The sequence below is a fragment of the Micromonospora sp. NPDC048169 genome (genome assembly GCF_040652815.1).
GTDB lineage: Bacteria > Actinomycetota > Actinomycetes > Mycobacteriales > Micromonosporaceae > Micromonospora.
On sequence record NZ_JBEZMS010000055.1, the window covers coordinates 1 to 25,453 of the forward strand.

Annotated in this window: 32 protein-coding genes and 3 pseudogenes; 11 read left to right on the forward strand and 24 right to left on the reverse strand. The window is 69.8% G+C overall.

All coding sequences use genetic code 11. The annotated features are described in order from the left end of the window. Positions 1-104 precede the first annotated feature (104 nt). Positions 105-1,508 (reverse strand): alpha/beta hydrolase, encoded by a 1,404-nt coding sequence (locus tag AB0D28_RS27925; protein ID WP_357390580.1) that lies wholly within the window; start codon positions 1,506-1,508, stop codon positions 105-107. Positions 1,509-1,670: 162 nt separating this feature from the next. On the opposite strand from AB0D28_RS27925, the gene AB0D28_RS27930 reads away from it, so the two are divergent. Further along, positions 1,671-1,865, forward strand: coding sequence for a helix-hairpin-helix domain-containing protein (locus tag AB0D28_RS27930; protein WP_357390582.1), 195 nt, complete (start codon positions 1,671-1,673; stop codon positions 1,863-1,865). Positions 1,866-1,955: 90 nt separating this feature from the next. Here AB0D28_RS27930 and AB0D28_RS27935 read toward each other — a convergent pair whose 3' ends face one another. The 3 genes from AB0D28_RS27935 to AB0D28_RS27945 form a co-directional block, all read right to left on the reverse strand. Beyond that, a complete protein-coding gene (locus tag AB0D28_RS27935) occupies positions 1,956-2,354 on the reverse strand; it encodes a VOC family protein (RefSeq protein WP_357390584.1) in 399 nt (132 codons plus the stop codon). 9 nt (positions 2,355-2,363) lie between these two features. Beyond that, positions 2,364-3,152: an alpha/beta hydrolase gene (locus AB0D28_RS27940; RefSeq protein WP_357390586.1), complete on the reverse strand. Its 789-nt coding sequence runs from the start codon at positions 3,150-3,152 to the stop codon at positions 2,364-2,366. 205 nt (positions 3,153-3,357) lie between these two features. Beyond that, a complete protein-coding gene (locus AB0D28_RS27945) occupies positions 3,358-3,894 on the reverse strand; it encodes a helix-turn-helix domain-containing protein (protein WP_357390588.1) in 537 nt (178 codons plus the stop codon). A 67-nt stretch (positions 3,895-3,961) separates the two neighbouring features. Here AB0D28_RS27945 and AB0D28_RS27950 point away from each other — a divergent pair, with 67 nt between their 5' ends. Further along, complete coding sequence (locus AB0D28_RS27950) at positions 3,962-4,366, forward strand: nuclear transport factor 2 family protein (RefSeq protein WP_357390590.1); 405 nt, start codon at positions 3,962-3,964, stop codon at positions 4,364-4,366. Positions 4,367-4,403: 37 nt separating this feature from the next. Here the strand turns inward: AB0D28_RS27950 and AB0D28_RS27955 are convergent, their stop codons facing one another. From AB0D28_RS27955 to AB0D28_RS27970, 4 genes are all read right to left on the reverse strand, one after another. Continuing rightward, on the reverse strand, positions 4,404-4,865 hold the full coding sequence (locus AB0D28_RS27955) for a hypothetical protein (protein WP_357390592.1): 462 nt from the start codon (positions 4,863-4,865) through the stop codon (positions 4,404-4,406). Between the two features lie 82 nt (positions 4,866-4,947). Next, a complete protein-coding gene (locus AB0D28_RS27960) occupies positions 4,948-5,316 on the reverse strand; it encodes a YciI family protein (protein WP_357390594.1) in 369 nt (122 codons plus the stop codon). A 139-nt stretch (positions 5,317-5,455) separates the two neighbouring features. Next, complete coding sequence (locus tag AB0D28_RS27965) at positions 5,456-6,307, reverse strand: PhzF family phenazine biosynthesis isomerase (RefSeq protein WP_357390596.1); 852 nt, start codon at positions 6,305-6,307, stop codon at positions 5,456-5,458. A gap of 10 nt (positions 6,308-6,317) precedes the next feature. Beyond that, on the reverse strand, positions 6,318-6,962 hold the full coding sequence (locus tag AB0D28_RS27970; protein WP_357390598.1) for a TetR family transcriptional regulator: 645 nt from the start codon (positions 6,960-6,962) through the stop codon (positions 6,318-6,320). Between the two features lie 80 nt (positions 6,963-7,042). On the opposite strand from AB0D28_RS27970, the gene AB0D28_RS27975 reads away from it, so the two are divergent. Then, complete coding sequence (locus AB0D28_RS27975; protein WP_357390600.1) at positions 7,043-7,981, forward strand: oxidoreductase; 939 nt, start codon at positions 7,043-7,045, stop codon at positions 7,979-7,981. A 92-nt stretch (positions 7,982-8,073) separates the two neighbouring features. On the opposite strand, the gene AB0D28_RS27980 is transcribed toward AB0D28_RS27975, so the two are convergent. The 3 genes from AB0D28_RS27980 to AB0D28_RS27990 form a co-directional block, all read right to left on the reverse strand. Next, entirely contained in the window at positions 8,074-8,589 is a 516-nt protein-coding gene (locus tag AB0D28_RS27980) for a hypothetical protein (RefSeq protein ID WP_357390602.1), read from the reverse strand. A 113-nt stretch (positions 8,590-8,702) separates the two neighbouring features. Beyond that, positions 8,703-9,455 (reverse strand): GNAT family N-acetyltransferase, encoded by a 753-nt coding sequence (locus tag AB0D28_RS27985; RefSeq protein ID WP_357390634.1) that lies wholly within the window; start codon positions 9,453-9,455, stop codon positions 8,703-8,705. 283 nt (positions 9,456-9,738) lie between these two features. Next, positions 9,739-10,092, reverse strand: a complete 354-nt coding sequence (locus AB0D28_RS27990; protein ID WP_357390636.1) for a hypothetical protein — start codon at positions 10,090-10,092, stop codon at positions 9,739-9,741. A 234-nt stretch (positions 10,093-10,326) separates the two neighbouring features. On the opposite strand from AB0D28_RS27990, the gene AB0D28_RS27995 reads away from it, so the two are divergent. Beyond that, positions 10,327-10,818, forward strand: coding sequence for a DinB family protein (locus AB0D28_RS27995; RefSeq protein WP_357390604.1), 492 nt, complete (start codon positions 10,327-10,329; stop codon positions 10,816-10,818). Between the two features lie 9 nt (positions 10,819-10,827). Here AB0D28_RS27995 and AB0D28_RS28000 read toward each other — a convergent pair. After that, positions 10,828-11,016, reverse strand: a pseudogene (locus AB0D28_RS28000) (dihydrofolate reductase family protein); the annotation flags it as partial. Between the two features lie 202 nt (positions 11,017-11,218). Beyond that, positions 11,219-11,650, reverse strand: a complete 432-nt coding sequence (locus AB0D28_RS28005; protein ID WP_357390606.1) for a hypothetical protein — start codon at positions 11,648-11,650, stop codon at positions 11,219-11,221. 94 nt (positions 11,651-11,744) lie between these two features. On the opposite strand from AB0D28_RS28005, the gene AB0D28_RS28010 reads away from it, so the two are divergent. Together AB0D28_RS28010 and AB0D28_RS28015 are read left to right on the forward strand one after the other, a co-directional pair. Then, positions 11,745-12,107 (forward strand): nuclear transport factor 2 family protein, encoded by a 363-nt coding sequence (locus AB0D28_RS28010; protein ID WP_357390608.1) that lies wholly within the window; start codon positions 11,745-11,747, stop codon positions 12,105-12,107. 93 nt (positions 12,108-12,200) lie between these two features. Beyond that, the gene (locus AB0D28_RS28015) at positions 12,201-12,854 is read left to right on the forward strand and encodes a Type 1 glutamine amidotransferase-like domain-containing protein (RefSeq protein WP_357390610.1); all 654 of its coding nucleotides are present in this window, start codon (positions 12,201-12,203) and stop codon (positions 12,852-12,854) included. Positions 12,855-12,860: 6 nt separating this feature from the next. Here the strand turns inward: AB0D28_RS28015 and AB0D28_RS28020 are convergent, their stop codons facing one another. The 3 genes from AB0D28_RS28020 to AB0D28_RS28030 all read right to left on the reverse strand — a co-directional run bounded on the left by AB0D28_RS28020 (position 12,861) and on the right by AB0D28_RS28030 (position 14,795). Then, positions 12,861-13,784 (reverse strand): AEC family transporter, encoded by a 924-nt coding sequence (locus AB0D28_RS28020; protein ID WP_357390612.1) that lies wholly within the window; start codon positions 13,782-13,784, stop codon positions 12,861-12,863. A 7-nt stretch (positions 13,785-13,791) separates the two neighbouring features. Continuing rightward, positions 13,792-14,304: a hypothetical protein gene (locus AB0D28_RS28025; RefSeq protein ID WP_140946045.1), complete on the reverse strand. Its 513-nt coding sequence runs from the start codon at positions 14,302-14,304 to the stop codon at positions 13,792-13,794. A 62-nt stretch (positions 14,305-14,366) separates the two neighbouring features. Beyond that, positions 14,367-14,795, reverse strand: a complete 429-nt coding sequence (locus AB0D28_RS28030; protein ID WP_357390614.1) for a hypothetical protein — start codon at positions 14,793-14,795, stop codon at positions 14,367-14,369. A 59-nt stretch (positions 14,796-14,854) separates the two neighbouring features. On the opposite strand from AB0D28_RS28030, the gene AB0D28_RS28035 reads away from it, so the two are divergent. Beyond that, the gene (locus AB0D28_RS28035) at positions 14,855-15,439 is read left to right on the forward strand and encodes a GIY-YIG nuclease family protein (RefSeq protein WP_357390616.1); all 585 of its coding nucleotides are present in this window, start codon (positions 14,855-14,857) and stop codon (positions 15,437-15,439) included. 2 nt (positions 15,440-15,441) lie between these two features. Here the strand turns inward: AB0D28_RS28035 and pyrE are convergent. The 4 genes and pseudogenes from pyrE to AB0D28_RS28055 all read right to left on the reverse strand — a co-directional run bounded on the left by pyrE (position 15,442) and on the right by AB0D28_RS28055 (position 18,138). Then, a pseudogene (gene pyrE, locus AB0D28_RS28040) lies at positions 15,442-15,966 on the reverse strand (orotate phosphoribosyltransferase). Between the two features lie 104 nt (positions 15,967-16,070). Then, the gene (locus AB0D28_RS28045) at positions 16,071-16,289 is read right to left on the reverse strand and encodes a hypothetical protein (RefSeq protein ID WP_184976707.1); all 219 of its coding nucleotides are present in this window, start codon (positions 16,287-16,289) and stop codon (positions 16,071-16,073) included. Then, positions 16,286-16,630 (reverse strand): annotated as a pseudogene (locus tag AB0D28_RS28050) (hypothetical protein); the annotation flags it as partial. The gene AB0D28_RS28045 and the pseudogene AB0D28_RS28050, both read right to left, overlap by 4 nt. Before the next feature lie 317 nt (positions 16,631-16,947). After that, the gene (locus AB0D28_RS28055) at positions 16,948-18,138 is read right to left on the reverse strand and encodes a helix-turn-helix domain-containing protein (RefSeq protein WP_357390618.1); all 1,191 of its coding nucleotides are present in this window, start codon (positions 18,136-18,138) and stop codon (positions 16,948-16,950) included. A gap of 175 nt (positions 18,139-18,313) precedes the next feature. Here AB0D28_RS28055 and AB0D28_RS28060 point away from each other — a divergent pair, with 175 nt between their 5' ends. The 4 genes from AB0D28_RS28060 (at position 18,314) to AB0D28_RS28075 (ending at position 22,587) form a co-directional block, all read left to right on the forward strand. Beyond that, positions 18,314-19,060, forward strand: coding sequence for a GntR family transcriptional regulator (locus AB0D28_RS28060; protein WP_357390620.1), 747 nt, complete (start codon positions 18,314-18,316; stop codon positions 19,058-19,060). A gap of 83 nt (positions 19,061-19,143) precedes the next feature. After that, complete coding sequence (locus AB0D28_RS28065) at positions 19,144-19,692, forward strand: HD domain-containing protein (RefSeq protein ID WP_357390622.1); 549 nt, start codon at positions 19,144-19,146, stop codon at positions 19,690-19,692. Between the two features lie 222 nt (positions 19,693-19,914). Then, the gene (locus AB0D28_RS28070; RefSeq protein ID WP_357390624.1) at positions 19,915-21,075 is read left to right on the forward strand and encodes a Shedu immune nuclease family protein; all 1,161 of its coding nucleotides are present in this window, start codon (positions 19,915-19,917) and stop codon (positions 21,073-21,075) included. Between the two features lie 363 nt (positions 21,076-21,438). Continuing rightward, positions 21,439-22,587, forward strand: a complete 1,149-nt coding sequence (locus AB0D28_RS28075) for a hypothetical protein (RefSeq protein ID WP_357390626.1) — start codon at positions 21,439-21,441, stop codon at positions 22,585-22,587. Between the two features lie 128 nt (positions 22,588-22,715). On the opposite strand, the gene AB0D28_RS28080 is transcribed toward AB0D28_RS28075, so the two are convergent. The 4 genes from AB0D28_RS28080 to AB0D28_RS28095 all read right to left on the reverse strand — a co-directional run bounded on the left by AB0D28_RS28080 (position 22,716) and on the right by AB0D28_RS28095 (position 25,262). Continuing rightward, positions 22,716-23,000 carry a hypothetical protein gene (locus tag AB0D28_RS28080; RefSeq protein WP_357390628.1) on the reverse strand — a complete coding sequence of 95 codons (285 nt, stop codon included), beginning with the start codon at positions 22,998-23,000 and terminating at the stop codon, positions 22,716-22,718. Positions 23,001-23,061: 61 nt separating this feature from the next. Then, positions 23,062-23,460 (reverse strand): hypothetical protein, encoded by a 399-nt coding sequence (locus AB0D28_RS28085; RefSeq protein WP_274477829.1) that lies wholly within the window; start codon positions 23,458-23,460, stop codon positions 23,062-23,064. Between the two features lie 161 nt (positions 23,461-23,621). Beyond that, on the reverse strand, positions 23,622-24,263 hold the full coding sequence (locus AB0D28_RS28090) for a hypothetical protein (protein WP_357390630.1): 642 nt from the start codon (positions 24,261-24,263) through the stop codon (positions 23,622-23,624). Positions 24,264-24,518: 255 nt separating this feature from the next. After that, complete coding sequence (locus AB0D28_RS28095) at positions 24,519-25,262, reverse strand: glyoxalase (protein ID WP_357390632.1); 744 nt, start codon at positions 25,260-25,262, stop codon at positions 24,519-24,521. Positions 25,263-25,453: the final 191 nt, after the last annotated feature.

The window sequence follows — 25,453 nt, forward strand, 5'->3', positions numbered from 1 at the left end:
AGATACCGGAGACCTCGCTACATCTCGAACACCGACACGCCAAGATCCTCACCCAACAGCTCAAGCCCTCGCACGGACTTCGACACAGGCCCTAGCGGCACGGGTCAGCCCTCGGGGCATCGCGTGCCGGGGGCGGGCACCGTCAGGTCGATCAGGTATCTGTCCACCACCGCCTCCGTGCAGGCGGTGCGCTGGTAGGTGCCGTGGCCCCAGCCCTCGTAGGTGACCAGGCGCCCGTGCCGGCCCAACTGCCGGGCGACGTTCACCGCCCAGGCGTAGCCGGTGCGGGGATCGTGCCGGGCGTTGAGCAGCAGCAGCGGCGTGCGGGTGTGCACATTCAGCGCGTGCGGCGGGTTGCGGACCGGGGACGGCCAGCCCAGGCAGGTCTGCACGGCCAGCAGGCCGGCGCCATACCGGACGTCCGGTGCGGCGGCCGCGGCGTCCCGGACCAGGCCGGCGTATTCGGTGAAGTCGCGCACCCGCGCCGGCCAGTCCGCGCAGAACGCCGCGACCGAGAGCGGGAGGTTCACAGCCGGTGGCGGCGTGCCGGCGTCCATGTCCCGCACGGTCGCGGCCAGTTGCGGCCAGCGCGGGCCGGCGAGCAGGCCGAGTGCCACGGCGGTGACGTCGAAGGGAGTACGGGGGGCGTACTCGCCACGGTCCGCGCGGGCCAGCACCCGCGCCCACACCGACCGGACGTCCCGGTCGTGGAGCACACAGTCCGCCGACCTGTCGCACCAGGACACGAACTCGTCGAACGAGTCCTGCAACGTGGCGGCCTGTGTCCGCACGAAGGACCGCACGCCGAGGCTGTGGTCGAACACGCCCTCCAGCACGACCGCCCGCACGTGGCCGGGGTACCGCTCGGCGTACTGCTGCCCCAGCAGCGTGCCGTACGAGCTGCCGTGGAAGGACAGCCGCCGCTCCCCCAGCGCCCGCCGCAACGCGTCGAGGTCACGGACCGTGCTGAGCGTGTCGGCGTGGTCGAACACCGGGCTGGTCGGGCGGCACCTGGCCCACAGCGCCCGGTTGTAGGCCACCGCGGCGTCGAAGTCGGCCTGGCCGGTCAGCGGGACGGGCGGCTTGCGCAGCACCGGATCGGGCGTGCAGACGGGCGCGGCGGTGCGGGCGGCCGTACGCGGGTCGAAGCTGACCAGGTCGAACCGGTCCAGCAACTCGTCGCTGAACCGGTCGCCCTTACGGATGCGTTCCACCCCCGAGTCGCCGGGGCCGCCCGGCCCGAACACCAGTGTGCCCACCCGCTCCGGCGTTCGCGCCAGCCGGCGTGCCACGGCGAGTTCGAACGTCGGGCCGTTCGGCCGCGCCCAGTCCACCGGCACGCGGAGCCGGGCGCACCGCACGCGCTCATCCGGCGGGAGGTCCGGCAGATCGTCCGCGCACTCGCCCCAGGCGAGCCGCTGCCTCGGACCATCGGCGCGCGCCGCGCCGGGCAGTCCCGTCAGGACGGTGAGTGCGGCCAGAGCGATCGCCACGGTACGTCGGAACACGGCGCCTCCCAGTGTGTGGATGCTTGTCGATTCTTCAGCGGCGTCCCGCCCGAGTCCCATACGGAAACGCCCCGATTTGCCCGTCAGGTGTTTCCCCCATTCCGTCCCTGACGGCCGGGAGACGGGCAGGCGAGCCGTACCGTGGCGGTCTAGCATCGGGCGATGACGTCGCCTCTGGATCGCCTGCCGAAGATCGGCGCACCGGCCACGCGGGCGCTGCACGCGGCCGGCTACACCACGCTGCGCCAGCTCGCCGGGGTGCCGCGCGCGGAGCTGGCCCGCCTGCACGGCATGGGGCCGAAGGCGCTGGGCATCATCGAGGCCGCCCTCGACGAGCACGATCTGCGGCTGGGCTGACCGCCGGCGGCGTGGTCAGGATCGAGGTGATCGCGGTGCCGGTCGGGCGGCTGCACCTGCCTCGTGGGGCGTCACGATCGAGCGATGCCGTTACGGCGTCTGCTGGTAGGAGATGAACTCCAGCAGGCTTCCGTCCGGGTCGCGGAAGTAGACGCTGGTCCCGGCGCCACCGGCACCAACCCGCCGGACCGGTCCGGTCTCCACCTCGACGTCGTGCCGCCGCAGGTGCGCCACCGCCTCCTCGATCGGCCCCGCCCAGACGAAACAGATGTCGCTGTTGCCCGGACGGACGGGAATCCGGGCCACGTTGCCGCCGAGGTCGAGACCCGGCCCGTGCACGCTCAACCGGTGGGGGCCGATCCGGAAGGCGACGCGGTCGCCGCCGACGCCGATCACCTCGGCGCCGACGACGTCGCGATAGAAGCCGGTGGCGGCCCGCCAGTCGGACACGGCGATGACGACGTGGTCCAGTCCGCTCACGGGCGCCATGCGATCACCCTATTGGCCGGACTGCGTCCGCTCCCCCGGATCCGCCGAGGTCGCCGCCGGTGGGCCCGCCTTCAGGTGCCGGACGAAGAAGCGGTTCGCGGCCTCCCCCTCGAACCACGGGACGCCGGTGTGCCCGCCCATGTTGGCGTGCAGCGTCTTCTCCGCCGAGCCGAAGGCGTCGAAGAGGTCCAGTGCCATCTGCCGATCGTTGCCCTCGTCGTCCCACTGCAACAGGACATGTAGCGGGACGGTGACCCGTCGAGCCTCCTCGATGATGGTGCGCGGCACGAAGCTCCCGGCGAACAGGAGCGCGGCCACGATGCGCGCCTCGACCGCCGCCAGCCGTACGCCGATCGAGATCACCCCGCCGGCGTACCCGACCGGGCCGCCGACCTCGGGCAGCGCGAGGAGGGCGTCCAGCGCGGCCCGGCACTCCGGGACCGCCTCCTCCACCAGCGGCAGGACGAGCCGGTCGACCACCTCGTCGGCGACCCGCTCGCCGGCCGCCAGTGCCCGGCGCAGGTCGGCGCGGGCCTGCTCGGCGGCGGCGGTCGCGGGCCGGTCGCCGCCGCCGGGCAGTTCGATGGTGGCGGCGGCGAAGCCCTGCTCGACGCAGCCCTGCGCCCGGGCCGCCAGGCGGGGGTACATCCGGCGCAGTCCGCCGGGGTGGCCGAGCAGGATCAGCGGGGCCGGCGCCGACGTGGATGCGGGCGTCCACAGGATGCCCGGGATGCCGCCGAGGGTGAACTCGCGTTCGCGGACGCCGTCGGCGAGGCGCTGTTCGGAGGTGAAGCGCATGGTCGTGCCTTTCGGGAGTGCGACGGCGCTCCCGGACGACCTATCGCCCGGCCGTGACCCCCGAGGGGAGCACCCATGTCGTTACTGCGGTCACGGGTACCACCTCCCTCGTTCTCCGGCACGGCCACCGGCAAGTTAACAGCGCTCGCCGGGGCGGGCCAACCGGTTTTTCGCGGTTCACCGCGGCGTGATCCGCGCCGGACCGTCACCCGCGCTCGAAGCCGGCGAAGACGACCGCCAGCGTCCGGGCTTGCAGATGCTCGTCCCATCCGCCGTGCAGCGCGCCCTGGCACATGCCGGCGAGCAGCGCCATCACCTCGGGGAGCCGTACCGAGTCGGCGACGGCTCCGGCGGCCTGGGCCCGTGCCAGCAGTCTGCCCACTGCCTCCTCCAGGTGACCTACCGCGTCCGGAAGCCGGATGTCCACGCCGGATCCGGCGAGCAGTTCAACTGCCGTCTTCTTCGCGGCGGCCTGCGCCACCGTGTGTCTGAAGAACCCGAAGAGGTCGTGTCTTCCCGCCTCCTCGGCGAGCTGCGCGAGCAGTCGCTTCATGAGCGCGGCGAGCAGCTCCTCCTTGGTGGGGAAATGACGGAAGACCGTACCGATGGCGACGCCGGCCCGGCGGGCCACCTCCTCGGTGGAGGCGCGGGCGCCGAACTCGGCGAAGACCGCCTCGGCGGCGTCCAGGATGCGTGCCCGGTTGCGTTGCGCGTCGGCGCGCAGGGGCGGACCCTCTACCAAAGTGAGTCTCCACTCATTATTCTCTGCGACACAAGTCGAGTAATGACTCATTATTGCGGAGGCCGGCGTGACACCACAGCAGATCTTCGAGAGCATGCGCGCCAGATGGCTGGCCGGTCTGCCCGCCTTCGACGCGGATTCGCTGGCCGACGACGTGGTGGTCGAGACGCCCTTCGCCGCGCCCGGCCACCCGACGCGCACCGAGGGGAAGCAGCCCGTTCTCGAGTACACGCGAGCGGGCCGGGCGTCGTTCCCGGTGCGGTTCGACGACTGCCGCGGCGTGGTCGTACACGAGACCGCCGACCCCGAGGTGATCGTGGTCGAGTACGAACTCGTCGGCACGCACACGGTGACCGGGGTGACCACCTCCGCGCCTTTCATCGGGGTGTTGCGGACCCGGGACGGCAAGCTGGCCCACTGGCGCGAGTACCAGCACACGCTCGCCATCGCTCAGGCTGCCGGCCAGGCGTGAGGCTGGACCACCACAGGAGCGTCGCGCACCACCCGGGTCAGGTGGTCGGTGTCGGCGACGGTGCGAACGGCCACGGCTGCGGCCCGAACAGCGCCGTACACGCGGACAGGAGCCCGCGCTGCGCCTCGGCCATGCGCGCGTCGACCGGGCCGGTGTCCTCGTTCGGGTCGTTGCGGACGAACATGTCCCCGGATTCCTTCGCCGCCACCGCCAGCCGCTCGCCGGCGTCCCGGACACCCGGATCGGCCGCCTTGCGGGCACGCATGGCGATCGGCGAGTTCGAGGTGAAGCGGACGTCCTGCTGCTCGATCACCCGGGCCACCATGTTGCACGCCCCGGCCGCGACCTTGTCCGCGGGCGCTGTCGAGCCGGCCTGCGGAGCGGCCGACGACGCCGCGGCGGACGACGACGGTGCAGTGGCGGACGACGGCGCGGGCTCCGCGGGTGCGCATGCGGAGACGACGAACAGCAGGGAGAGTGCGGCGAGTTCACGTTTCACCGCCTGAGGCTAGCGATCATGGTGGGCGTGACCCCGGGCCGGGTGCCACGCCCACCGGGTCATCGCGTCGACATCGGACCGGTCAGCGGCCCGCCGCGCGGAGCATCGCCTCCGTCTCGGGGTCGGGCATGATCTCCCGGACCTCCTGGGCGCAGCGGCACGCGCCAGCGATCTTGGCGGCCCACTTCAGCGCCTCGTCGTGTGAGGCCACGTCGAGGACCACGAACCCGCCGATGACCTCCTTGGTCTCCGGGAACGGCCCGTCGGTGACCACCCCGTCCGTGCCCACGATGCTCGCCTGCTGGCGTTCGAGCCCGGTGCCGTACACGAACGCGCCCGCGTTGACGGCCTCCTGGATGACCGCGTGCGCGTCCTTGCCCACCTGGGGGATCTCCTCGGCGGGGATGTGGTCCATCGCGCCGTCGTTGAACGAGATCAGGTACCGCGGCATGCCATGACTCCCTTGTCCGGGCGGCCCGGTCCGGCCGCCTCTCACCCGTACTACGAACGAGCCGCCCCGGATCCGACGTCACGCGCCTCGGTGTCTCAGTGTGCTTCGAGGACGAAGAAGATGAAGCAGTGGTCCGGCCTCACCGGGCCGCCTCGGGGATGGCCACGGCGGTGCCGGTCACCGTGATCCCGGCGCCGGGGCCGGCGGGAATGCCGACGGTGAGCAGGCTCGGACGGCCCATGTCCTCGCCCTGCCGCACGGTGACCGTCGCGGGCGGCTCCACGAGGCCCAGCTCGCGCAGGTAGCCGCCGAACGCGGCGGCCGCCGCACCGGTCGCGGCGTCCTCGACCACGCCGCCGGGCGGGAACGGATTGCGCGCGTGGAACAGCAGCGGGGACTCCCGGTGCACCAGGTCGATCGTCGTCCAGTCCCGCTCGGCCATCAGCGCGCCCAGCGCGGCCATGTCGTAGTCCAGGTCCGCCAGGCGCTGCCGGGTCGCGGCGGCCACGATCGGATGCCAGGCCCCGGCGTACGCGACACGCGGCGGCAGCGTCGCGTCGAGATCGTCCGGCGACCAGCGCAACGCGGCGAGCAGCGCCGCCAGATCCTCCGCGCCCAGCGGTACGGTGCGCGGCGCGACGCTCGTCAGCGTGGCGGTGGTGGTGCCGTCGGGCCGTATGCTCGTGGCGACCTCGACCAGCCCGGCGCGGGTGTCCAGGTGCAGCACACCGGGGCCGTGCCGCTCGGCGTACGCGACCGCCGACGCGATCGTCGCGTGTCCGCAGAACGGCACCTCCGCCTTCGGGCTGAAGTAGCGCACCGTGAACCGTCCGTCGCGCGCGGGCACGAGGAACGCCGTCTCGGAGTAGCCGACCTGCGCCGCCACCCGCCGCATCTCCGTGTCGCCCGCGCCGGTGGCGTCCAGCACGACGCCGGCCGGGTTGCCACCGGCGGGGTCGGCGGTGAACGCCGCGTATCGGAGGATGTCCATGATCATGACCCTAGCGGCGGCGGTCCGGCTCGTGTGCCCCGTGACTGGCGTCGAGGGCCGGGGCCACCATCGCGAACGCGCGGTCGGTCAGCTCGGCCAGGCGCTGCTCGTCGTCGCCCGCCCGCCACTGCTGGAGCACCGTGTCGAACGCCAGCAGGGCCATCCCGGCGGCCAGCCGCGGGTAGGGGTCGGTGTCCGGGTCGAGGCCGTGGCGCGCGGCCAGTTCGGCGGCCAGACCGGCACGCCACTGGATCTGGCGCTCCAGCCAGCGGGCGTGCAGGGCCGGGGTGTCCAGGATCAGCCGGACCACGACCCGGGCCCGCTCGGCGTGGTCGGGATGGCCGGTGCAGGAGGCGAGCGGCACCCAGACGGCGTGGCGCAGCGCGACCGACGGCGGCTCGCTGCCCGGTCGCGCGGCGAGTTCGGCGACGACGTCCGTTCCCATGTCGGCCAGGAACCGGACGACCACGTCCTCCTTGGACGCGTAGTAACGGAAGAAGGTGCGCCGCGACATGCCTGCGGCCGCCACGATGTCGTCGACTGTCACCGCGTCGAAGCCGCGCGTGGCGAGGAGCATCAGGGCGGCGTCGCGCAGCTCGTCGGCGACGAGCCGGCGTTTGCGTTCGGCCATGCTGCTGCCCGCACGAGATGCCATCAGTCGATGCTATGCCATGCCCTGCATGACACCCGACGCTTCCATTGACACTCAGTGCCACTAAGCGCACAGTGAGACTCATGAGTGCTGACGGCTGGACACCGGAACGGATCCCCGACCTCAGCGGCCGTACCTTCGTCGTCACCGGCGCGACCAGCGGCCTCGGCCTGGTCACCAGCCGGGCGCTCGCCGCCCGCGGCGCGCGCGTGGTGCTGGCCGTCCGCGACGAGGAGAAGGGCCGCCGGGCCGCCGCCGGCATCGCCGCCGCCCTGCCCGGCGTGGATCTGGAGGTACGGCGGCTCGACCTGGCCGACCTCGATTCGGTACGCGAGTTCGCCGCCCGGATGCACGCCGACCACCGCCGGGTGGACGTACTGATCAACAACGCCGGGGTGATGGCCACGCCGCACAACCTCAGCCCGCAGGGGCACGAGCTGCAGTTCGCCACCAACCACCTCGGACACTTCGCGCTCACCGGCCTCCTGCTGGAGCTGTTGCTGGCCGGCCGCGATCCCCGCGTGGTCACCGTCACCTCGGTCAACCACCGGCGGGCGAGGCCGCCCTTCCCCGACCCGCCCGGTGGGCGGCGGTACTCCCCGATGGGCTGCTACAACACGTCGAAGCTGGCCAACGCGATCTTCGGCGTCGAGCTGCACCGCCGGCTCCGCGCGGCGGCCAGCCCGCTGCGCAGCGTCCTCGCCCACCCCGGCTACGCCGCCACGAACCTGCAGACGAGCGCCACCACCGGGATCTGGCGGATCCTGCTGGGCCGGATCGGCAACCCGCTGCTCGCCCAGCCGGCCGACAGCGGCGCCTGGCCGCAGCTGTTCGCCGCCACCGACCCCACGGCGAGGTCGGGCCGGCTCATCGCGCCCGGCGGGACAGCCGAGCTGCGCGGCCACCCCGCGCCGGGCAGGCTCTCCCCCGCCGCCACCGATCCCGAACACGGCCGCCGCCTGTGGGAGCTGTCCGAACAGGCCACCGGCGTACGGTTCGGCTCCCCGCACCCCTCCGGCTGACCGGAGTGGACCATGTACAACGCCGTGTACGGCTCGGACACCGCCCGGAGCGTAGCCGGGTCGCATCAGCCGCTCAGGTCACGCTCACACGGTCAGGAAGGCTCCCCCACGCGCGCGCCCCCGTACAACCGGACCCGGTGGTCGACGTCGCGGTCCGGCTCGCCGTACCCGAAACGCGCCACCGGGCCGTGCGCGACGTGCACCAGCCACTCCTCGTAGTACCAGCTCGGGCTGCACGCGCACCCGGTGAACCGGAAGTTGGCCCGGTAACGGCCGACCTGCCCCGCAGCGAGCGTGAACAGCCGTGCCGACGCCGACGGACGCGGATACGCCGCCGACCCGGGCAGCCGGTCCACGACGACCGACGCCCGGCCGTACCCGAGCCACAGCCCGGCCTCGCGGGCCAGCGCGACGCCGCCGGCGCGCACCCCTTCCCGGTCCTGGTAGCCGACCGCCTGGTCGGCGAGCACGTCGTGGACGACCACCTCGGCCTCCGGAAACGGCCCGGGCAGCGGCCTCGGCCGGGCGAGGCCGCTGCGGGCGTTCGCGGCCGGCGCACCGCGGGCGGCGGCGGTCCACCGGACGCGGACCCGCTGAATGAGGATCACCGGCCAGGTGTACCCGGAGCCTCAGCGATCAGCGCGGCATTAACGGCTATCCGGTCGGCCCCGAAGTCCTCGGTGGCGTCTCGCGGATGCCGCGGCACCCGGCTGCTCCGTCCTCAGGTCATGGTGAGGTAGAGCCGCTGACCGGCGGGCCGGTAGCCGACGTGCTCGTAGACGCGCCATGAGTCCTCGCCGCCGGCCTCCAGCCAGGCGACCTCGGTATCGGCGCCGAACAGTCGCCGGGTCACCTCGGCGGTGATCGCGGACGCCAGTCCCCGGCGGCGGTACGGACGGCGTACGGCGATGCCGGCCACCTCGCTGACCGCGCCGACCGGCGCGGCAGCACCGCCGCCGCCCGCGCAGGTGCCGTCGTCGCCCACGGCCATGACGGCCACGCCTCCGGCGTCCTGCTGACGCCGCAGCCGAGCCACGTCAGCCTCGGAGGGGACCGATTCGTCGCCGAACGCCTCGTTCTGCGCGCCGATCAGCGCCGCGCGCTGAGAATCGGCACCCGGTACGCACAGGTGGAAGTGGTCCGGCACGGGTGGGGACGCCAGCGTCTCCGGCACGCAGAGCAGGTAGGTGTGCCGGGCTTCCACGACGAAGCCGGCGGCGGTCAGCAGCGCCTCCAGATCGGGGACGCAACTGGTGACGTACTCCAGACGGGGTTTGCGGTCCGCGGCGCCGAACGCCGCGACCAGGGCGGTGACGTCGGCAGCGGTGACGGCGGCGCCGGGACGCGGCGTCGCGTAGTTGACGTACGGGCTGGTAGTGGTCGGGTCGAGCCCGAGCACGAAGGGCCCCACCTCGACCGGCGCGGGCCGGCGGGACAGGTTGACGACGACTGACTGCTGGATGCGGGCATCCATGTTCACCGTGAGACCTCGATGCATGACAGAAGCTGCGATGGGCGGAGGAATCGTCGGGCCGCCCCGCCGTGTCGCAGGCGCGCGACGGTCATCCGTCGCGTGGTCGACACTCAGGCGGCCGCTCGGCCTACCCGGATCACAGGCGTCATTCCCTCATGCGGAGTGCCCACGCGAATCGCGGGCTCGGCGACAACAATTCCTCGCCCGGTGCGAACCTGTCAATCGTCGACACCGACGACGAGGGCAGAGACGGCCGGCTCACGCTCCGGTGCCCTCGTCGAGGTCACCGGTGAAGCGAGTCGGGGGCACGCATCCGCCACGCGTCGGTGACCAGTTCCGTCAGGCGCTCGACGCCGACGTACGCCAGGCGCAGCATGACCAGGGGTGACCCGTCGTACGCGGGCGTGGTGAAGAAGAGGTCGGGCTCGCCCAGGAGCAACGCCTGCTTCTCCGCCTCGTCGCCCACGTACAGCACCGCGATGTCGGTGCGGATGCGGCGCGGTTTCCCGGGCGTCCGCTCGGGATAGGACCAGACGAATCCCTTGCCGGCGACCCGGAAGTCGAAGCCGTCGCTGTCGATCTCGACCACATGGGGCAGCGACAGCGCCACCCGGCGGACGTCGTCCGCGTCAACCACGACGGTCACCCCGGGACCCCGCCTTCCACACCGGCACAGCCTAGCCACCGTGCCCTGTCCCACGGCGATGTGCTGCGTCACGACCCGGCGCTGCGCGCGGTACTGGACGGCATGCGTGAACTGGCCGAACGGCACGGCGAGGACAACGTACGACTCGTCGTCTGGTTCGCCAGCTAACCCGGTCGCCGACCGTGTGGCGGCGAAAGTGTCGGGGGTGGCAGCTAGCTTGCCGGCGTGTTGGTAGTCGATGTGGAGAAGGCCGCGCTGTGTGAGTTCCTGGACTATCAGCGCGCGAGTGTCCGGGCCATCCTGGCGGATCTGGACGAGATCGCGTTGCGGACATCCGTCCTGCCCTCCGGATGGTCGCCGCTCGGGCTGGTGGAGCATCTCGGGCACGCGGAACGCCACTGGTTCCAGGAGGTCTTCCGTGGTGCGGCGGAGCCCTTGCCCTGGCCGGACGAGAACACACCACTGCGCACCACTCGACCGCCGCCCCACGTCTTCGCCTTCTACCGCGACCAGTGCGACATCTCGGACGCGATCATCGCCGGGGCCCCGCTGACGGCGGCACCCGCCGGCCGGCATCCGGACGAGACGATAGCGTCGCAGACCACCGACCTACGCCGGATCATTCTGCACGTCATCGAGGAGACCGCCCGGCACGCCGGCCACCTGGACGTCGTACGCGAACTGATCGATGGGCGCACCGGGCTCGGACCGCGCTGACCGGGCGGAGCGGCGCACCCGATAGCGCAAGTGGAGCACCCGGTCGCCCGGGATCACCACGTCCGGGTCCGCCAGCAGGTGCTGCGCGTCCACCGGCCCGAAGAAGCGCCTGCCGGACCCGAGGACCACTGGTACGACGTCCATGCGTACCTCGTCGACCAGGCCCGCGGCGAGCACCTGGCCTCCGACGTCACCGGCATCGGCGGCAGCGTCAGCCGGGGGTACGGCGGCGAACCCGCCAGCTAGTAGAGGTCGTCGATCAGCCCGTCCAGTGGCGGTCGCGGCACTCTGGACACGTACTCCACGCCCACAGCCTCGCGGACGGCCCACCGTCCTCGCCGACGCCTCGCCGGGGCGGGTTCACGAAAGCCGGCGCGGAACCGACACCAGCCCACCAGGATCAGTTCACCGATCCGTCGCCGTAGAGGGCCACGAGGACGCGGTGCCGCAGGATCTCGTACTGCCGGCGGCAACGCCCGGGTGGGCCGGGAGGGCGGTGCTGCACCTGACCGCCGACGACGATCTCCGGTGGCTGGAACTGGTCAGCAGTCAGGTCCACCTCACGGCCGTCGGCCAGTCGATTCCAGTAGTGGTGGCCGACCTTGGCGTCTCCGGCGAAGACCTCACCGAGGATCAGCTCTCCGCCGAGCAGGTCCTGAACGATCAACGCGGTCACCCCGCACTGACCACGGGCTGCGTTGCCGGCGTGCCAATCCCGCACATCGTGCGGGTCGCAGGTGTCCGCTCCCCAGCCGGCGCGCAGCGCCGGACGCAGCATCTCCAGGTCGATCGCGAGAGGGACTGATCGGTGGTCGCGCTCGTCAGACGTCACTCGGGAAGGGTCATCCCTCGACCGGGTCGAGAGTCAAGGAGTTCCTCGCGAAGAGGTCACCATGAGGTGTCATCCCCAGGGCCATACTGATTCGATGGATCCGCCGAGGCGCCTTTCTCCCGAGGCCCTGCTCACGAACCTGTACGCGGCGTTCAACGAGCGTGACATCCCTGCGCTGCTGGCCGCGATGTCGCCTGACGTCTCGTGGCCGAACGGCTGGGAAGGAGGCGTCCTTCGCGGCCGGGGCCAGGTGGGCGCCTACTGGCGACGGCAGTGGGACCAGCTCGAACCCGTCGTCACGCCGACCGCGTTCCGCACAGAGGCCGACGGTCGCATCGCCGTCACCGTTCATCAAGTCGTCCACGACAAGGCCGGAGCGAAGCTCGCGGATCACACCGTCACGCACGTCTACCGCCTCGACAACGGGCTGGTTTCCGCGATGGACATCCGCGAGTGACGCCACGTCCTCGTCGTTCGCACCGGCACCCGCTCGGATCGGCGACGAGTTTCGATACGGCGTCCGCATGACCGCCACGCACAGGAGGCAGGCGTGAAGCTATTACTCACATCCGCGGGTGTCCAGAACCCGAGCATCCACGATGCGCTGGTCGGCCTGCTGGGCAAGCCGATAGCCGAGTCCAACGCACTCTGCATCCCCACGGCGGCCTACCCGATGGGCGGTCCGGCCTCGGCCTGGCGTTTCATCACCGGCCAGACGCCACTGCCCATGACCGGTCTCGGCTGGAAGTCGCTGGGCGTCCTCGAACTGACGGCGCTGCCCAGCATCGGCGAGGAGCGATGGGTCCCCTGGGTCCGGGAGGCAGACGCCATCCTCGTGCATGGCGGCGACGCGACGTACCTGTGCCACTGGATGCGGCAGTCCGGCCTGGCGGCCCTCCTGCCGTCGCTGCGGGACACCGTCTGGGTGGGATTGAGTGCCGGCAGCATGGTGCTCACCCCACGGGTCGGCACGGAATTCGTCGAGTGGCAGTCCGCACCCGACGACCGCGCCCTGGGGCTCGTCGACTTCTCGATCTTCCCGCACCTGGGCCTCGAACCGTATAACACCATGGCCGCCGCCGAGAGATGGGCGGCCGAGATCGCCGGTCCGGCGTACGCGATCGACGACCAGACGGCCATCACGGTGGCCGACGGCACCGTCGAGGTGGTCTCCGAGGGAAACTGGAGGCACTTCCCCGCGTAGCGGCAGCTACCCGAGCAGCATGGCCGCCGCGGCCACTGTGGCCAGTGACAGCGTCGTGGTCACCACCACCGCCCGGTTGGCCACCGTCTCGCCGGTGCCGTACTCCTGGGCGAAGATGAACGTGTTCTGCGCCGTCGGCAGGCCCGCGCACACCACCACGGCGAGCAACTGCGGCGCGGGCAGGTGCAGGGCCAGCCCGGTCGCGTACGCGATGACCGGTTGTACGACCAGCTTCAGCGCGGTGATCACGGCGAGCGCGGCGGGCTCGGCCGGTTCGGCCAGTGACGACGCGGTGCGGTGCAGCGACGCGCCGAGCGCGACCAGCGCCGCCGGGGCCGTGGCGCCCGCCAGCAGGGTCAGCGGCGCGGCGGCCGCCGACGGCAGGCGCACGCCCGCAGCCGAGCATGCGACACCGAGCAGCGACGCCAGGATCACCGGATTGCGTACGGGCAGGGAGGCGATCCGGCGCACCCGCACCCGCCCGGCGGGGTCGCGGTGCCGGTCCAGCGCGACCAGGATCACCGGCGTCACCACCAGCACCTGGAGCAGCACCACCTCGGCCAGGAAAGACACGCTGCCGAGAACCTGCGTCGCGATCGGGATGCCGAGGTTCGCCGAGTTCACGTACCCGGCGGCCATGCCCCAGATCGGCCGTTCGCCGGGCTCGTGACCGAACAGCCGGCTCGCGCCGGCCCACCCGGCCCCGATCACCGCGGCGGTGCTCACCCCGAAGGCGAGCAGCGAGCGGCCGGCGAGCCCGGACAGCGGCATCCGGGACAGGGCCAGGAACAGGGCGGACGGCATCGCGAGGTGGAACACGAACCGGCCGAGCACGGAGGCAGCCGCCTCGCCCAGCAGGCCCCAGCGACAGGCCGCGTAGCCGATCGCGGTGAGGATCCAGATCGGTACGAACGCCGCCACCAAGCTCATCCGGGCGTCACCGAAGGGCGGACGTCCGTGGCGTAGGAGAGGCGCCGGGTGCGGAGCCGACCACCAGGAAGGTGTTGTCGGGCCACTCGTAGGACTGGTCGCCACCGGGCGGGGCGGGCCGGAGGAAGACGATCCGCACCGTGCGGGGCCACCAGCGGGTCGGCTCCGACCAGGAGCACTGCACCCGCCGCTCCCCCGTGTCGGCGCAGTCCCCGACCTGTTCCCATCCGTCGAGCTGCCCGGCGACGGCGGACCGGACCTGCTCCCAGGCGGTCGTGGACGGCATGGCGTACGTGTCGACCATCGGCCGGCCGCGGTCGTTGCTCAGGTCGACGGAGACCTCGAGCGCCCGGTTGTCGACGACGTCCTCGTACGCGCCTTCCGGCAGCACGGTGGACGCCCCGGACGGCGCCGCGACGGAGACCGGTTCACCGGCCGTCGACCAGCGCACCCCGGCCACCGTCGCCGCGACCACGGCCAGCACGACAATCACCCCGGCGATCACCAGACGAACTCGCACAGGCGGGAGTCTATGAAGATGGCGCCAGCCGGACGAGTTCAGGCAACCCGCCGTCGCGACCGTCAACCCGGATTGCCGCCGTAGAGGGCGACGAGGACGCGGTCCCGCAGGATCTCGTACTGTCGGCGGCACCGGACGGGTGGTCCCGGCGGGCGCTGCTGAGCCTGACCGCCGACAACGACTTCCGACGGCTGGAACTGGTCAGCAGTCAGGTCCACCTCGCGGCCGTCGGCCAGTCGATTCCAGTAGTGGTAGCCGACCCTGGCGTCCCCGGCGTGGACCTCGCCGAGGATCAGCTCTCCGCCGAGCAGGTCCTGAATGATCAGTGCGGTCACCCCGCATTGACCACGGGCTGGGTTGCCGGCGTGCCAATCCTGCACGTCGTGCGGGTCGCAGGTGTCCGCTCCCCAGCCGGCGCGCAGCACCGGCCGCAGCGTCTCCAGGTCGATCGCGAGTGGGACTGATCGTCGGTCGTGCTTCTCAGACGTCACCCGGGAAGGGTCGGCCCTCGACCGGGTCGAGAGTCAAGGGAACCCGCCAACCGCCTAGGATGGTCCCGGTGACCTTCCCCGAACGGCGATCCGCCGACGTCCCGACCGACGAAGAACGGGTCGACGAGGCCCTGCGGTTGCTCTCCGGCCCGCCGGTCGCGCTCGACGTCGCCGTCAAGCGCCTCGCCCGTGGCAGCGGCGTCTACGCCTGGTGGGCCCCGCCCTCGGTCCTTCCCGACCTCCCCGGGCCACCGAACGACAGCGACCCGTCGCGGCGGTTGCTCTATCTCGGCCGGGCAACCAGCCTGCGGGGCCGGATCCTGCGCAACCATCTGCGACGGTCGGGCAGCTCGACGCTGCGCCGCACGCTGGCCGGGCTCCTCGTGTCCGAGGGCTACCGGACGACCTGGACCGACCGCGTCGTCCTGGTCCCCGAGGACGAGACGCGGCTGACCGCGTGGATGCACACGCACCTGCGCCTGACCTGGGCGGAGGACCCCGAGCCGGCGGACATCGAGGCCGAACTCGTCCGGCGTCTACACCCGCCGCTCAACGTCCACGGCGTCGACCCCGAGCACATCCAGGCAGCAGTGGTCGCCGCCAAGAACTCGTACAACGTCAGCAGCGGCCCGGCGCAGCCCTAGCCTTACGCCGTCAGTGCGGCTTCCAGATCCCGGCGGGTGAGGGCAGCGCGGAGGTGCAGTCCCTCGGCCGCCAGGTTCTCCCGGCCGCCCTGCTCGCGGTCGATGGCGCAGACCACCGTCTCCACCTGCGCGCCGACCGACCGCAGGTGTCCGCACGAGGCCAGGAGCGCGCCGCCGGTGGTCACGACGTCCTCGATCACCACGACCCGCAGACCGCTCACGGGCCCGCCCTCGGCCACCTTCGCGGTGCCGTACTCCTTCGCCTGCTTCCGCACGAAGACCGTGGGCAGCCCGGTCAGCTGTGACATCACCGTGGCGATCGGAATGCCACCCATCTCCATCCCCGCCAACACGTCGCACTCCGGCAGCAGAGCGACCATCGCCTCGGCGACCTCGCGCAGCAGCTCGGGCTTCCCCTCGAACAGGTACTTGTCGAAGTACTCGTCGCTGACCTACCCGGATCGCAGATGGAACCGGCCGGTGAGATGGCAGGTGTCATAGACGCGGCGCGCGAGCGGGTGAGTCACCCGCTCAGTCTCGCATTCGCCGCACGATCGGCCGGGATCACACGATCCGTCGAGTGCGTACCCGTCGCTGTAGTGGAACTTCTCGTCCCCGGCCCGCAACACGCTCACCGCACCCACCCCAGGAACCGCCGATGCAACGCCCCGGCCGGCGCCCAGCTCAGATCCGCCGTCGCCCGCACCAACTGCGCCCCCAGGTACACCGCCAGCGACACCGGCGCGCCCTCGTACTCCGCAAGCAGCTCCCGCCGCCGCGTCGCGCACGGCCACGGCGCACCGCACCCGCCGCACGTCCAGACCGGCAGTACCGGCCCGTGGGTGCTCACCCGCGCACCCCCAGGAAGCGGGCGACGCTCGCGCGCGCCTGCCGGCTGGTCGCCCACGCGACCTGCCAGCAGGGGTACGGAGTCAGCCGCGCCCACCACAGCCGGCAACCCACGCACATCCCGTCCAGACCCCGTACGTGCACCGCCAGGATCGCCTGTTCAGCGCTGCTCACTGGTCCTCCTGCGGCGGCCAGTGACCGCGATTGATCGGTACGCGGTGGCGGTTCCGGCACGGCAGGTCCGCACCACACCGGCACACCCACCGCCACTTCCGCCACGACCAGGCCGGGCGATGCCGGCGTACGAGCGTCGACGCGACAGCGAGGAGGTAACCCTCGTACGGCAGGCGCCGCTCGACGGGTGCGACGAAGTCGGCGTCCCGGCGCGGCGCTTGGGCCGCTGCCGACTCACCGGGCGCTGCCTGCGAGTGATCCGATTCAGCCAGTGCGAGAATCCGCCTCTTCGCCGCCTCCCATTCGGCCTGCTGCGTCTCCTGCCCCGTGCGGCGCCAACCGTTTCGCCCGCCCATCACCACCTCCGTCCGCTCCGGCGCGACGGATCACTTCACAAGGAAGTGCGGCGCGCCCGGCAGGATGAGGCGCTTCCTCACCCGAAAACGGACACTAGGGCCGCATGGTGATGGAGAAATTACCGCTGGTTATGCCGCCAGGCTGATGCCCAGACGCCCGGCCAGCAGACGAAGCTCGTTCGGCACGGCCCGCCGCTTGGCCCGCTGCGCCATCGCGACGACGGCGTCCTGGGCGAGCGGGTTGAGCGAGAACGGCACCGGCGCGGCCTGCTCGGCGCGCACGAACGCCGCGATCGCCTCGTTGTCCCGGCGACCGGAATCGGCCAGCGCCCGCCCGAGGTCGAGCCAGTACGACATCTGCCGGATCGACGCCGCCAGCACCTGCGGCCGTACCGTGCGGGACAGCTCGATCACCCGGCCCGGCTCGCCGGACTCGGCCGCGATGGACATCTCCCACAGCGTCACGTTCGTCGGCCCGAAACCGCAGCCGTTGAACCCCATGCCGTCCGCCGGGTCGCCGAGGGTCGCCGCTTCCCGGGCAGCCTCGGTCAGATGGTCACGCGCGTCGTCGAGGTGCCCGCTGACTGTCGAGGCCAGAGCCGCAGACAGGTGCAACTGGCCGAGCATCTGCCGGACCCGCTCGTCGGAGGCGGCGGACTGAAGCTCCGCGAGCGACCGGTCAGCCGCCCGCGCGGCGAGCGAAGCGGACTCGATCGGCAGGCTCTGCGCGTACGCGAAACGGGTCGCGCCCAGCCACGCCGCCTCCTCCACGTCCTCGGCCGCCGTCACCGCCACCCGCGCCGCGTTCAACGCCAGGTGGCGGTACCCGAGGTGCCGCAGGCAGGCCGACGCCTGGTACGCCACCTGCGCGAGCGCCGGCCCGTCTGCCGCAGCCGCCTCCAACAGCAGGCCGGGCAGCATCTGGGCCATGGCCGGAAAGTTGGAGCGGTGACGGAGCCGCTCACTGCGGGCGATTCCCGCCGCCAGTTCCTCAGGGGTACGCGTCGACGGCCGCCGCTCACCGTCCTCGATCTCGATCAGCGCCGACCAGATTGCCGGCACGCACTCAGCCGCGCGCTCGCGTGCCGGATCGCCCGTCTCGGTGCCCTGACCGAGCAGGTCCGCGACGGTGATCTGCAACGCGGCGGCGACGGCGACCAGAGTGGAGCGCCTGTCGATCGTCTTACGGCCGGACTCGACCTGGGAGATGTAGGACTGGCTGACCCCGGCGAGCCCGGCGAGGACGGCCTGGCTCATCCCGCCACGGCGCATCCGCCAGTAGCGGATCCGGGCACCGATCGTGTCGGCCTTGCTGGCCATGTCTCGCCTGCCTCCCAGGACGAGGGCTGGGACTTCGGCACCGGCCGGTGAGCCGGCATACCCGTGCGCCAGTGTACGTGGATCGGTGCTCTCGCATTGACGTCGAGGGGTTCCTACCTGCCGCTCCCCCGCGCTCTGTGGTCGACTGGTTGGGCTGACCGGAGGTGCCGCCGACATGCCAATGCCGCCTGCCTACTTGGCTATCGCCGCCGACCTACGTGCCGCGATCCTGTCCGGAGAGCTGCCCACCGGAGCGAGGTTGCCGTCCGAGTCCGGCCTGATGCGCCAGTACGACGTGAGCCGGACCGTCGCCAAGTGGGCCATCGCCGTGCTGAAGGGCGAGGGCATCGTGGAGGGTCGCGCCGGATCCGGCGTATACGTCCGAGGCACCACCCGGCTGGTTCGTCACGCCCGGGGCCGCGATGTTCGCTCCGACGACGGGCCGACTTCCCCGTTCGCGCGCGACGCGGCCGGCGCCGGGCAGCAGGGCACCTGGGAGCACGACAGCCGACATGAGCGGGCCGATGAGCGGATTGCCGCCCGGCTCGGCATCGAGCCGGGCGCACCGGTGATGCGGACGTCGTACCGCTTCCTCGCCGACGGTGAACCGATACAGCTTTCCGTGTCGCACGAGCCTCTTGCTCTCACCAAGGACACTCCGATCGAGTGGCCCGAGGACAGCGACGTGAAGGGCGTCGTCGCACGCATGGACACCATCGGCGTGCGGGTCGACGAGGTTGTGGAGCGCGTCAGCCTTCGCTCGGCGACCGCAGAGGAGGTCGAGGCGCTCAACCTGCCGGCCCGCACGTTCGTGCACACCATCGAGCGGACCTACACCGCGGGCGGTACGCCGGTGGAGACGGCCGACATCGTGCTACCAGGCGGCCGGTATGACCTCGTCTACCGTCTCCCCATCGACTGACGACTGGCGAGGGGGATGCGGTGTCGACGAGCTCAGCGGGTGAGAGGGCACTTCCGGTGGACAACGATCCTCATGCAGGAGCCATGAGCTTCATCTTCGAGGCGGGCGCGCTCAAGCGCGCCGCGCGCACCGGATGGTGGTTCGCCGGCGTGAAGCATCCGGAGTCGATCGCCGAACACTCGTTCCGCACGGCGCTCATCGGCATGATGCTCGCGGCCATGGAGGGCGCCGACCCGGCTCGCGTCTCGATGTTGTGCATCCTGCACGACACGCAGGAAACCCGGATCACCGACATCCCCCACATCGCCAAACGCTACCTCACCGCTGCGCCCAACACCGCCGTCACCGCCGACCAGGTCGCCGACTGCCCGCCCGCCGTAGCCGATCTGATCAACGCTGCCGTCGCCGAGTACGAGGCCGGCGAAACCCTGGAAGCGGTCGTGGCCCGGGACGCGGACAAGTTGGAGTGCCTCGTCCAAGCGGTCGAGTACCGGCATCAGGGAGTCGCGGACGTTCAACGCTGGATCGATAGCTCGCAGGCGGCACTCAAGACGCCGTCCGCCCAGCGCCTAGCTGACGCCGCTCTCAACGGCGCACCGATGGCGTGGCTGAGTCCGCCCAGCCTGACATAGACGTCGGCTGCCGCCCGGCTCCCTCCGGCTTCCACATCTGCCGATGAGAGTGTCACCCTGGGTAGTCTCTCAGGTAGCGACTGACGGTAATGCTGGCACAGATTCCCCGACGGGCTCACGAGACGCGGGCCAATGGGGTGCAATAATGCGTTGCAGCCCCTGGTGCGAGGCGTCGAAATGCCGCAAATGCAAGATTCCTAAGATAAGTCACATGTTGGAGAGATGTTGAGCCGGGGAAGAACCAAATTGAGGCCGGAGCAGTTCACGATGTGGTGGCTAGACGCTCAACCGCAAGCGCCGCGAGAGGAAGACGCGAACCGCCGCGCCAGGCATGACGAGGCTGATGCGTCTATCAGAAAAATAGCTGGAGTATTTGTCGCGCTCGGCCAGGCTGGCGAGCTTGGGCTAGTCGAGCAAGTACTCAGGGATGAGCGGCGGATCGGTTACACCGAGAGGATGAGCTACGCGGAAATTGCGGCGGGTGCCGCTCTTGTTGCGGGTGACCCTGGCGTTCGGCTACTAACCGAGATTGCCGCAGATCAAAGTTATAAATCATGGGCCAAGTATGCAGTCAGGGCGTTGTGGCTGGCGGCCTCGGGCGAAGCTATCCCAGGTGATGGCTACACTAGGTCCCTGTTAGGCAAGTCGTTTCCGATCGCTGATGGCGCCCGGCGGGAGGCGAAGATTGCTCTCGACGAACTAATCAATGCGTCGAAGGAGAATCGGTCGCTGTTCTCGAGGGTAATGACACTTGCCAGCGAGGAAGCCAGCGCCAATCATGTGGTCGGCGGAGTTAATGACTTCTCTCACTACGTAATGAGGGTGTTCGCGGCCGGCTCAATCTCTGTCCCCCCTTCGCTCCTCGATGATTTCGAAGCCTTGGTGGCCCAAGATCTCGGAGAATCGAGCTACCAGGAATTTCTCAAGCATCATCCTACTGTCCTGGATCCCTTAGCTGCAGAGGTAGTGCCGAAACATCAGTTTGGTGACGACTACGTCCCGGATTTCGTCATCAGGAGGCACGATTTCCGGTACCTGGTGGTTGAGATTGAGAAGCCAAAGGACAGAATCTTCAACAAGAAGGATGACTTTACCGGAGAGTTCTCCCATGCCCTGGGGCAAGTTCTCGACTTCCAAGGCTGGGTTGCGGAACGTGGTGAATATGCTCGCAGCAAGCTTCCAAGCATTGAAAATCCGCGAGGACTCCTGGTTATCGGGAGAAGGTCGGCTCTGACGGAGAAGCAAGAGAAAAAGCTGCGGCGCTGGTGTGTTAACAGCAGTCTTATCGATGTTGTTACCTTCGACGACTTGGTGATCTCTGGGCGTCAGTTATTCAGAAGCCTCCATGGCCTACTTCACGAGAACGGAGGGCGCGGTAACTGAAGGTAGGCTCTTTGGGGCGAATTCCTCGCTGCTGCTGCGCTGCGTGCGCTCATGCCGACGGGAGTGCCGGTGGAGCCAGTTTGTGATTCACCACAAGGCGAGCTGCCGCTCAGGGTAGCTGACGCCCTGGGATCAAAGCGTGACTTCCTTGATGAGGACACGTAGGCGTCCGATGCCCCCCACGAGGCAGCTTTAAAGTCTTTGGTCCCCGGTGCAGCCGCAAGCACTTGGTCACTCCTAATGTGAACTTCTGTCCCATGAAGGGAAGCGCATTGAAGCTTCTCATGCGCACAGCGTGGGTCGTACGAGAACGGGTGCGTTGCACCGAGGGCACCCGATTTCGGCACCGCGTAAGATCACGGCGTGACGGACTCGACGCCCCATTGGCTCCCCGAGCGCCATCTCGGCGTCGCCGCGACGCTCTCGCATGCGGATGAGCTCATCGGACAGGTCGGCGATCTGCTCTATGGCTACCAGACACAGTCCCACGGCGTGATCGGCTTGCGTGAGGTACCGGCGGGGCCGGTCAGTCGGACCGTCGTGGGCAGCGTGGCTCCGATCCCACGCAAAGTGCCACTCCTCGTCGCCGACGCGTTGGTGGCACTACGGGCCGCGCTTGAGCACGCGCTGTTCGCCGAAGTCGAGTTTCTGGATGGCGCGCCGCTCGACGAGAAGGCGGCCAGGCTGGTCGAAATGCCCGCGTCGGACACATGCGAAAAGTTCGAGGAGTGGACGAAGAAGCAGCTCCGTAACCGTCCGGCAGCGCTGCGAGCTGGCAGCGAACTCGTGCGGCGGATCGATCGCCTACAGCCCTTTCACCGTCAGAGCGATCCTCAGATGCACCCTCTGGCTCGACTGGTGCTCCACACGAACCACGCAAAGCACAGGACGCCCGCGATCACTGCGGTCCGCTTGGCTGCCATGTACCAGGATAACCGGTTGCCCCGCTCGGTCCGCGACCTGCCACCGCAGCCCGAAGAGCCGCTGCGTGTGGGGGACGTCATCGCGGAGACACCGATCGGCACCACCATTCCCGTCACCCTGTTTCCAACGGTCGGGATCAATCGACCGGGCACGGGCCAGTGGCCAGTGCTGATGCAGGAGCTCGATGAGATCTGCCATTGGGTCCGCACCCAGGCGGTGCCGCGCCTAGTCACGGGCACGGAGCCGCCCGAGCCAGCGCTTCCGACGCGCTATGAGATCGTCGTTGGTCATCAGGACGAACGCCGCGCTATATCGATGGGTTCGACGACATCAGCCGCACAATGCCACGCTCGGCGCTTAAGCGCGGCAGTCGTACGGACCGACCTGGCCGATCTGATCGGCCAGGTGGACAGCTCCCCGGACGGCAAGCAGATCGCAGCGTGGCTGGCCCAGTTGGCCGACGAGGAGGTGCTCGATCGGATGTCGAGGCTAAGGTTGACCAATACCTACGACCCCGGCGCCATGCTGCAGAACATCGAAGTGCTGAAGGGACTCCGTGACGAGGCTCTGAGATTTGCCGGGTGCTGACGCCTGGTCTCGCTTGACCGAAGGCAGGTATCACCCGGGCCATCAGCGGCTTGCGACACGATGGCGTCGAACTCGCAGATAGGTTTCACTGTTCTGCCGCCTTCCGGGCGTACTGACCAGCAGGGCCGTTACTCGCCGTCCGAGTGCCAGATCCGCTCGAACTCGACACCCGTGATCTCGAAGCCACTCCAGTCTTCATCCGAGTCGTAGAGGCTGGCTTGGCCGAGGCCTCCGTAGCGGTCTTCGCCGCACTTGGGCCCATAACGAAGGACGTGGCCTGCGTCGTACACCTCGATCTGGCGGACGGGCCAACCGTCATCGCCAACCTCGAGATACCAGAGCGAGCGGCCCCAGTCGTCGAACTCATCGCCTCTGGTCTCGTTCCAACGACGGCGATAGAAGCGGTTCGGCACGGCGGCAGAATACCGTCACGCGACATCCTCTTCTGCCGCGCTGGGGACGTGGCCCTGACTGCTACCGAGATCGAGGTAGAGCGGCAGGCGTCCCATCCAATTCGTCAAGCAGTGCCTGTAACCGGTCGCGGCATCGCAGGATGAGGCTGGAGATTTCGTCGAAGGTCGCCGCGCTGACGAGTCCGTTCTCGAACCACATCGCGCGCACGGCGGTCCGGCCCTGCGCCAGGTATGTCGCGGCGGCCTCGATCAGCCCGGTGAACTCGTCACGGTGGTCCGGTGAAGCGAGCTGAGCGGATCGTCGCGCCGTGCGCAACGGCTCGTCGGCAGCGGTGAAGATCGCGGCACGATCGTCGTCGGCCTGGCTGGCGCCGATGCCTGCGAGAAGGTACTCCAACTCGGTCGCGGCTAACGTCAGCCTGCCAACGGCCATGACCGTCTCGTCGGTAAGTCGCCGCATCGGCCAACCGTAGCGGACTTGGACCCACATCCAGCTTCCTCTCATGCCGCCGACCGGGCGCGGCCGGTTTCACCGCAGCCATGGCAGGGCGGGATCACGAGCGCAGACGGTACAGGTCATGGGCTCTTCTGCTACGAGGTGAGCGGCTTGGTCCGGCCCGGCTACAGGCTTCCCGAGTCCGGCCAGTTGGACCAGTGGGTGTTGGGCGGCAGGCTCGGCGCGTATCGCCTGAGGTCGCCGGTTGTCAGGACATCGGCAATCTGGCGGAAGGTCTCAGACTCGCTGGGTCGTAGCCCGCCGGCCAGGTCGGGGTGGTTCCACTGGTCCAGCCGGAGCACCTCGGGTATGTCGACCCGGATTCGGCGCCGCAGTTCTTCCTCGTCGGCAAGGAGAAGCTCGCGATGGCGTGGAACGAGCCGGCGCAGCACGTCGACCAGGTCCTCGCCCGGCTCGGCCGCAAGGGCGATCGTCTGGCCACGAACCACTACCGGTCCTCCCCGGTAGGTCTCGGGCTCGTCGGGGTCTTCTGTCTCGTCCCAGTTGTCGACTCGGTCGAGAAAGTCACCGTTGCCATAGCCAGGTTCGCCGCTGGTCAGGCAGTTGCCGAACACGTGGAGCACGTCGGTGAGGTTGCCGGCCCGTGGCGAATAGCCGACCGCCTCGACGATGAGGGCCCACTGCTCAGCGTCACGATACCCATGTAGCCGAACGTCAACAGCGTAGTTGTAGCCGTGGCCCAAGTCCGGAAACAGGAACTCCTCGGCTGCGGCGTCGAACTGTTCGAGGACCTCGACCGAGCGCATAGCCGAGCAGTGTAACCAGGCACGCCCGTGACCCGAGACGCCCGCACATGCCGCTGACCGTCTGTTGGCCGCTCGACCGGGCTTCCGCAACTGCCGAGAACGGTGCGTCATCGAGCCCCTGATGCGGCCGACACCGGCGGACCGGCGAAATCCACCGCGTACGTTGTGTAGGCCCACAGACGAACGTGACGGGGCGTGCTGCTATGACGCTGTGGAGTCCTCCTCATCGGCGTCACAGGGTGGCCGGTGCGTCAGTCAGGCCGTGGCGGGCATCCACCGCTCGAGCAGCGTGGGGTCGGCAACGACGGACTCAACCTGACGACGCTCCTCCATAGTCAGGCTGAGTTGCCGAAGCCTGGCGCCCCACTCCGGCACCCGTTCCGACTCCTCCAGTGCCGTCGAAAGCTCGATGAGCACGGCCAGCGCCATTGCCTGCTGCACGGTCGGTGCGCTGTCGCCGTGGCGGCGCAGTCCCGAGTTCAGGGCTCGGAAGGCATGCCGGTCGTCGTTCTTGAACTCGCGCAGGATCCGAGCGTTGTCCAGAACCCGGGCAAGCCCTTGCATCTGCTTGGAGCCGCCGTACTCCAACTCCGTCGGCTCGTCGCGCTGGATGAAGATGATCGAGTTTCCCGACGGGTCCGTGACGGTGAACCGTGAGGCGCCGGGCCGGTACCGCGTTATCCGAGGTAGCCCTTTGGCAAGCACCCTCCCGTACGTGCGGCGCATCGCCTCGGTGAACGCTGCGTGGTACGGCGCGACCGTATCGACCATTACCAGGCATCCGCCGGTGTTCTCCGACGGGTCCAGGTTGCTGGACGCGCGCCCGTAGTGCAGCTCGAATCCGCGCCACCGGAACGCCAGGTATAGGTAGGGCTTCGTCTGTTCGTAGGTCACAGCGAAGCCCAGGGCGCGCCAGAAGGCCAGGGTTTCCTCCGGTGCCACACAGGGCAGCATCGGCACGGTGGTCTCGTTGGGCTGGACACCTTCGTCAAGCATCATCAGCACCTTTTGTTCAACAGGGCAGGCGACGCAGCAGTCTGCCAAACCCGCGACCATCACGCACGTGCGAGAACTCCAGGCAGCACCGACACGGTGCTTAGAACTCCTAACGTTGGAGTTGGCGCCAGCAGATGAGGGCGCAGGCGAGGCTGAGGAAGGCTTCGTGGATGTCGTCGCGGATTTCCCAGCGG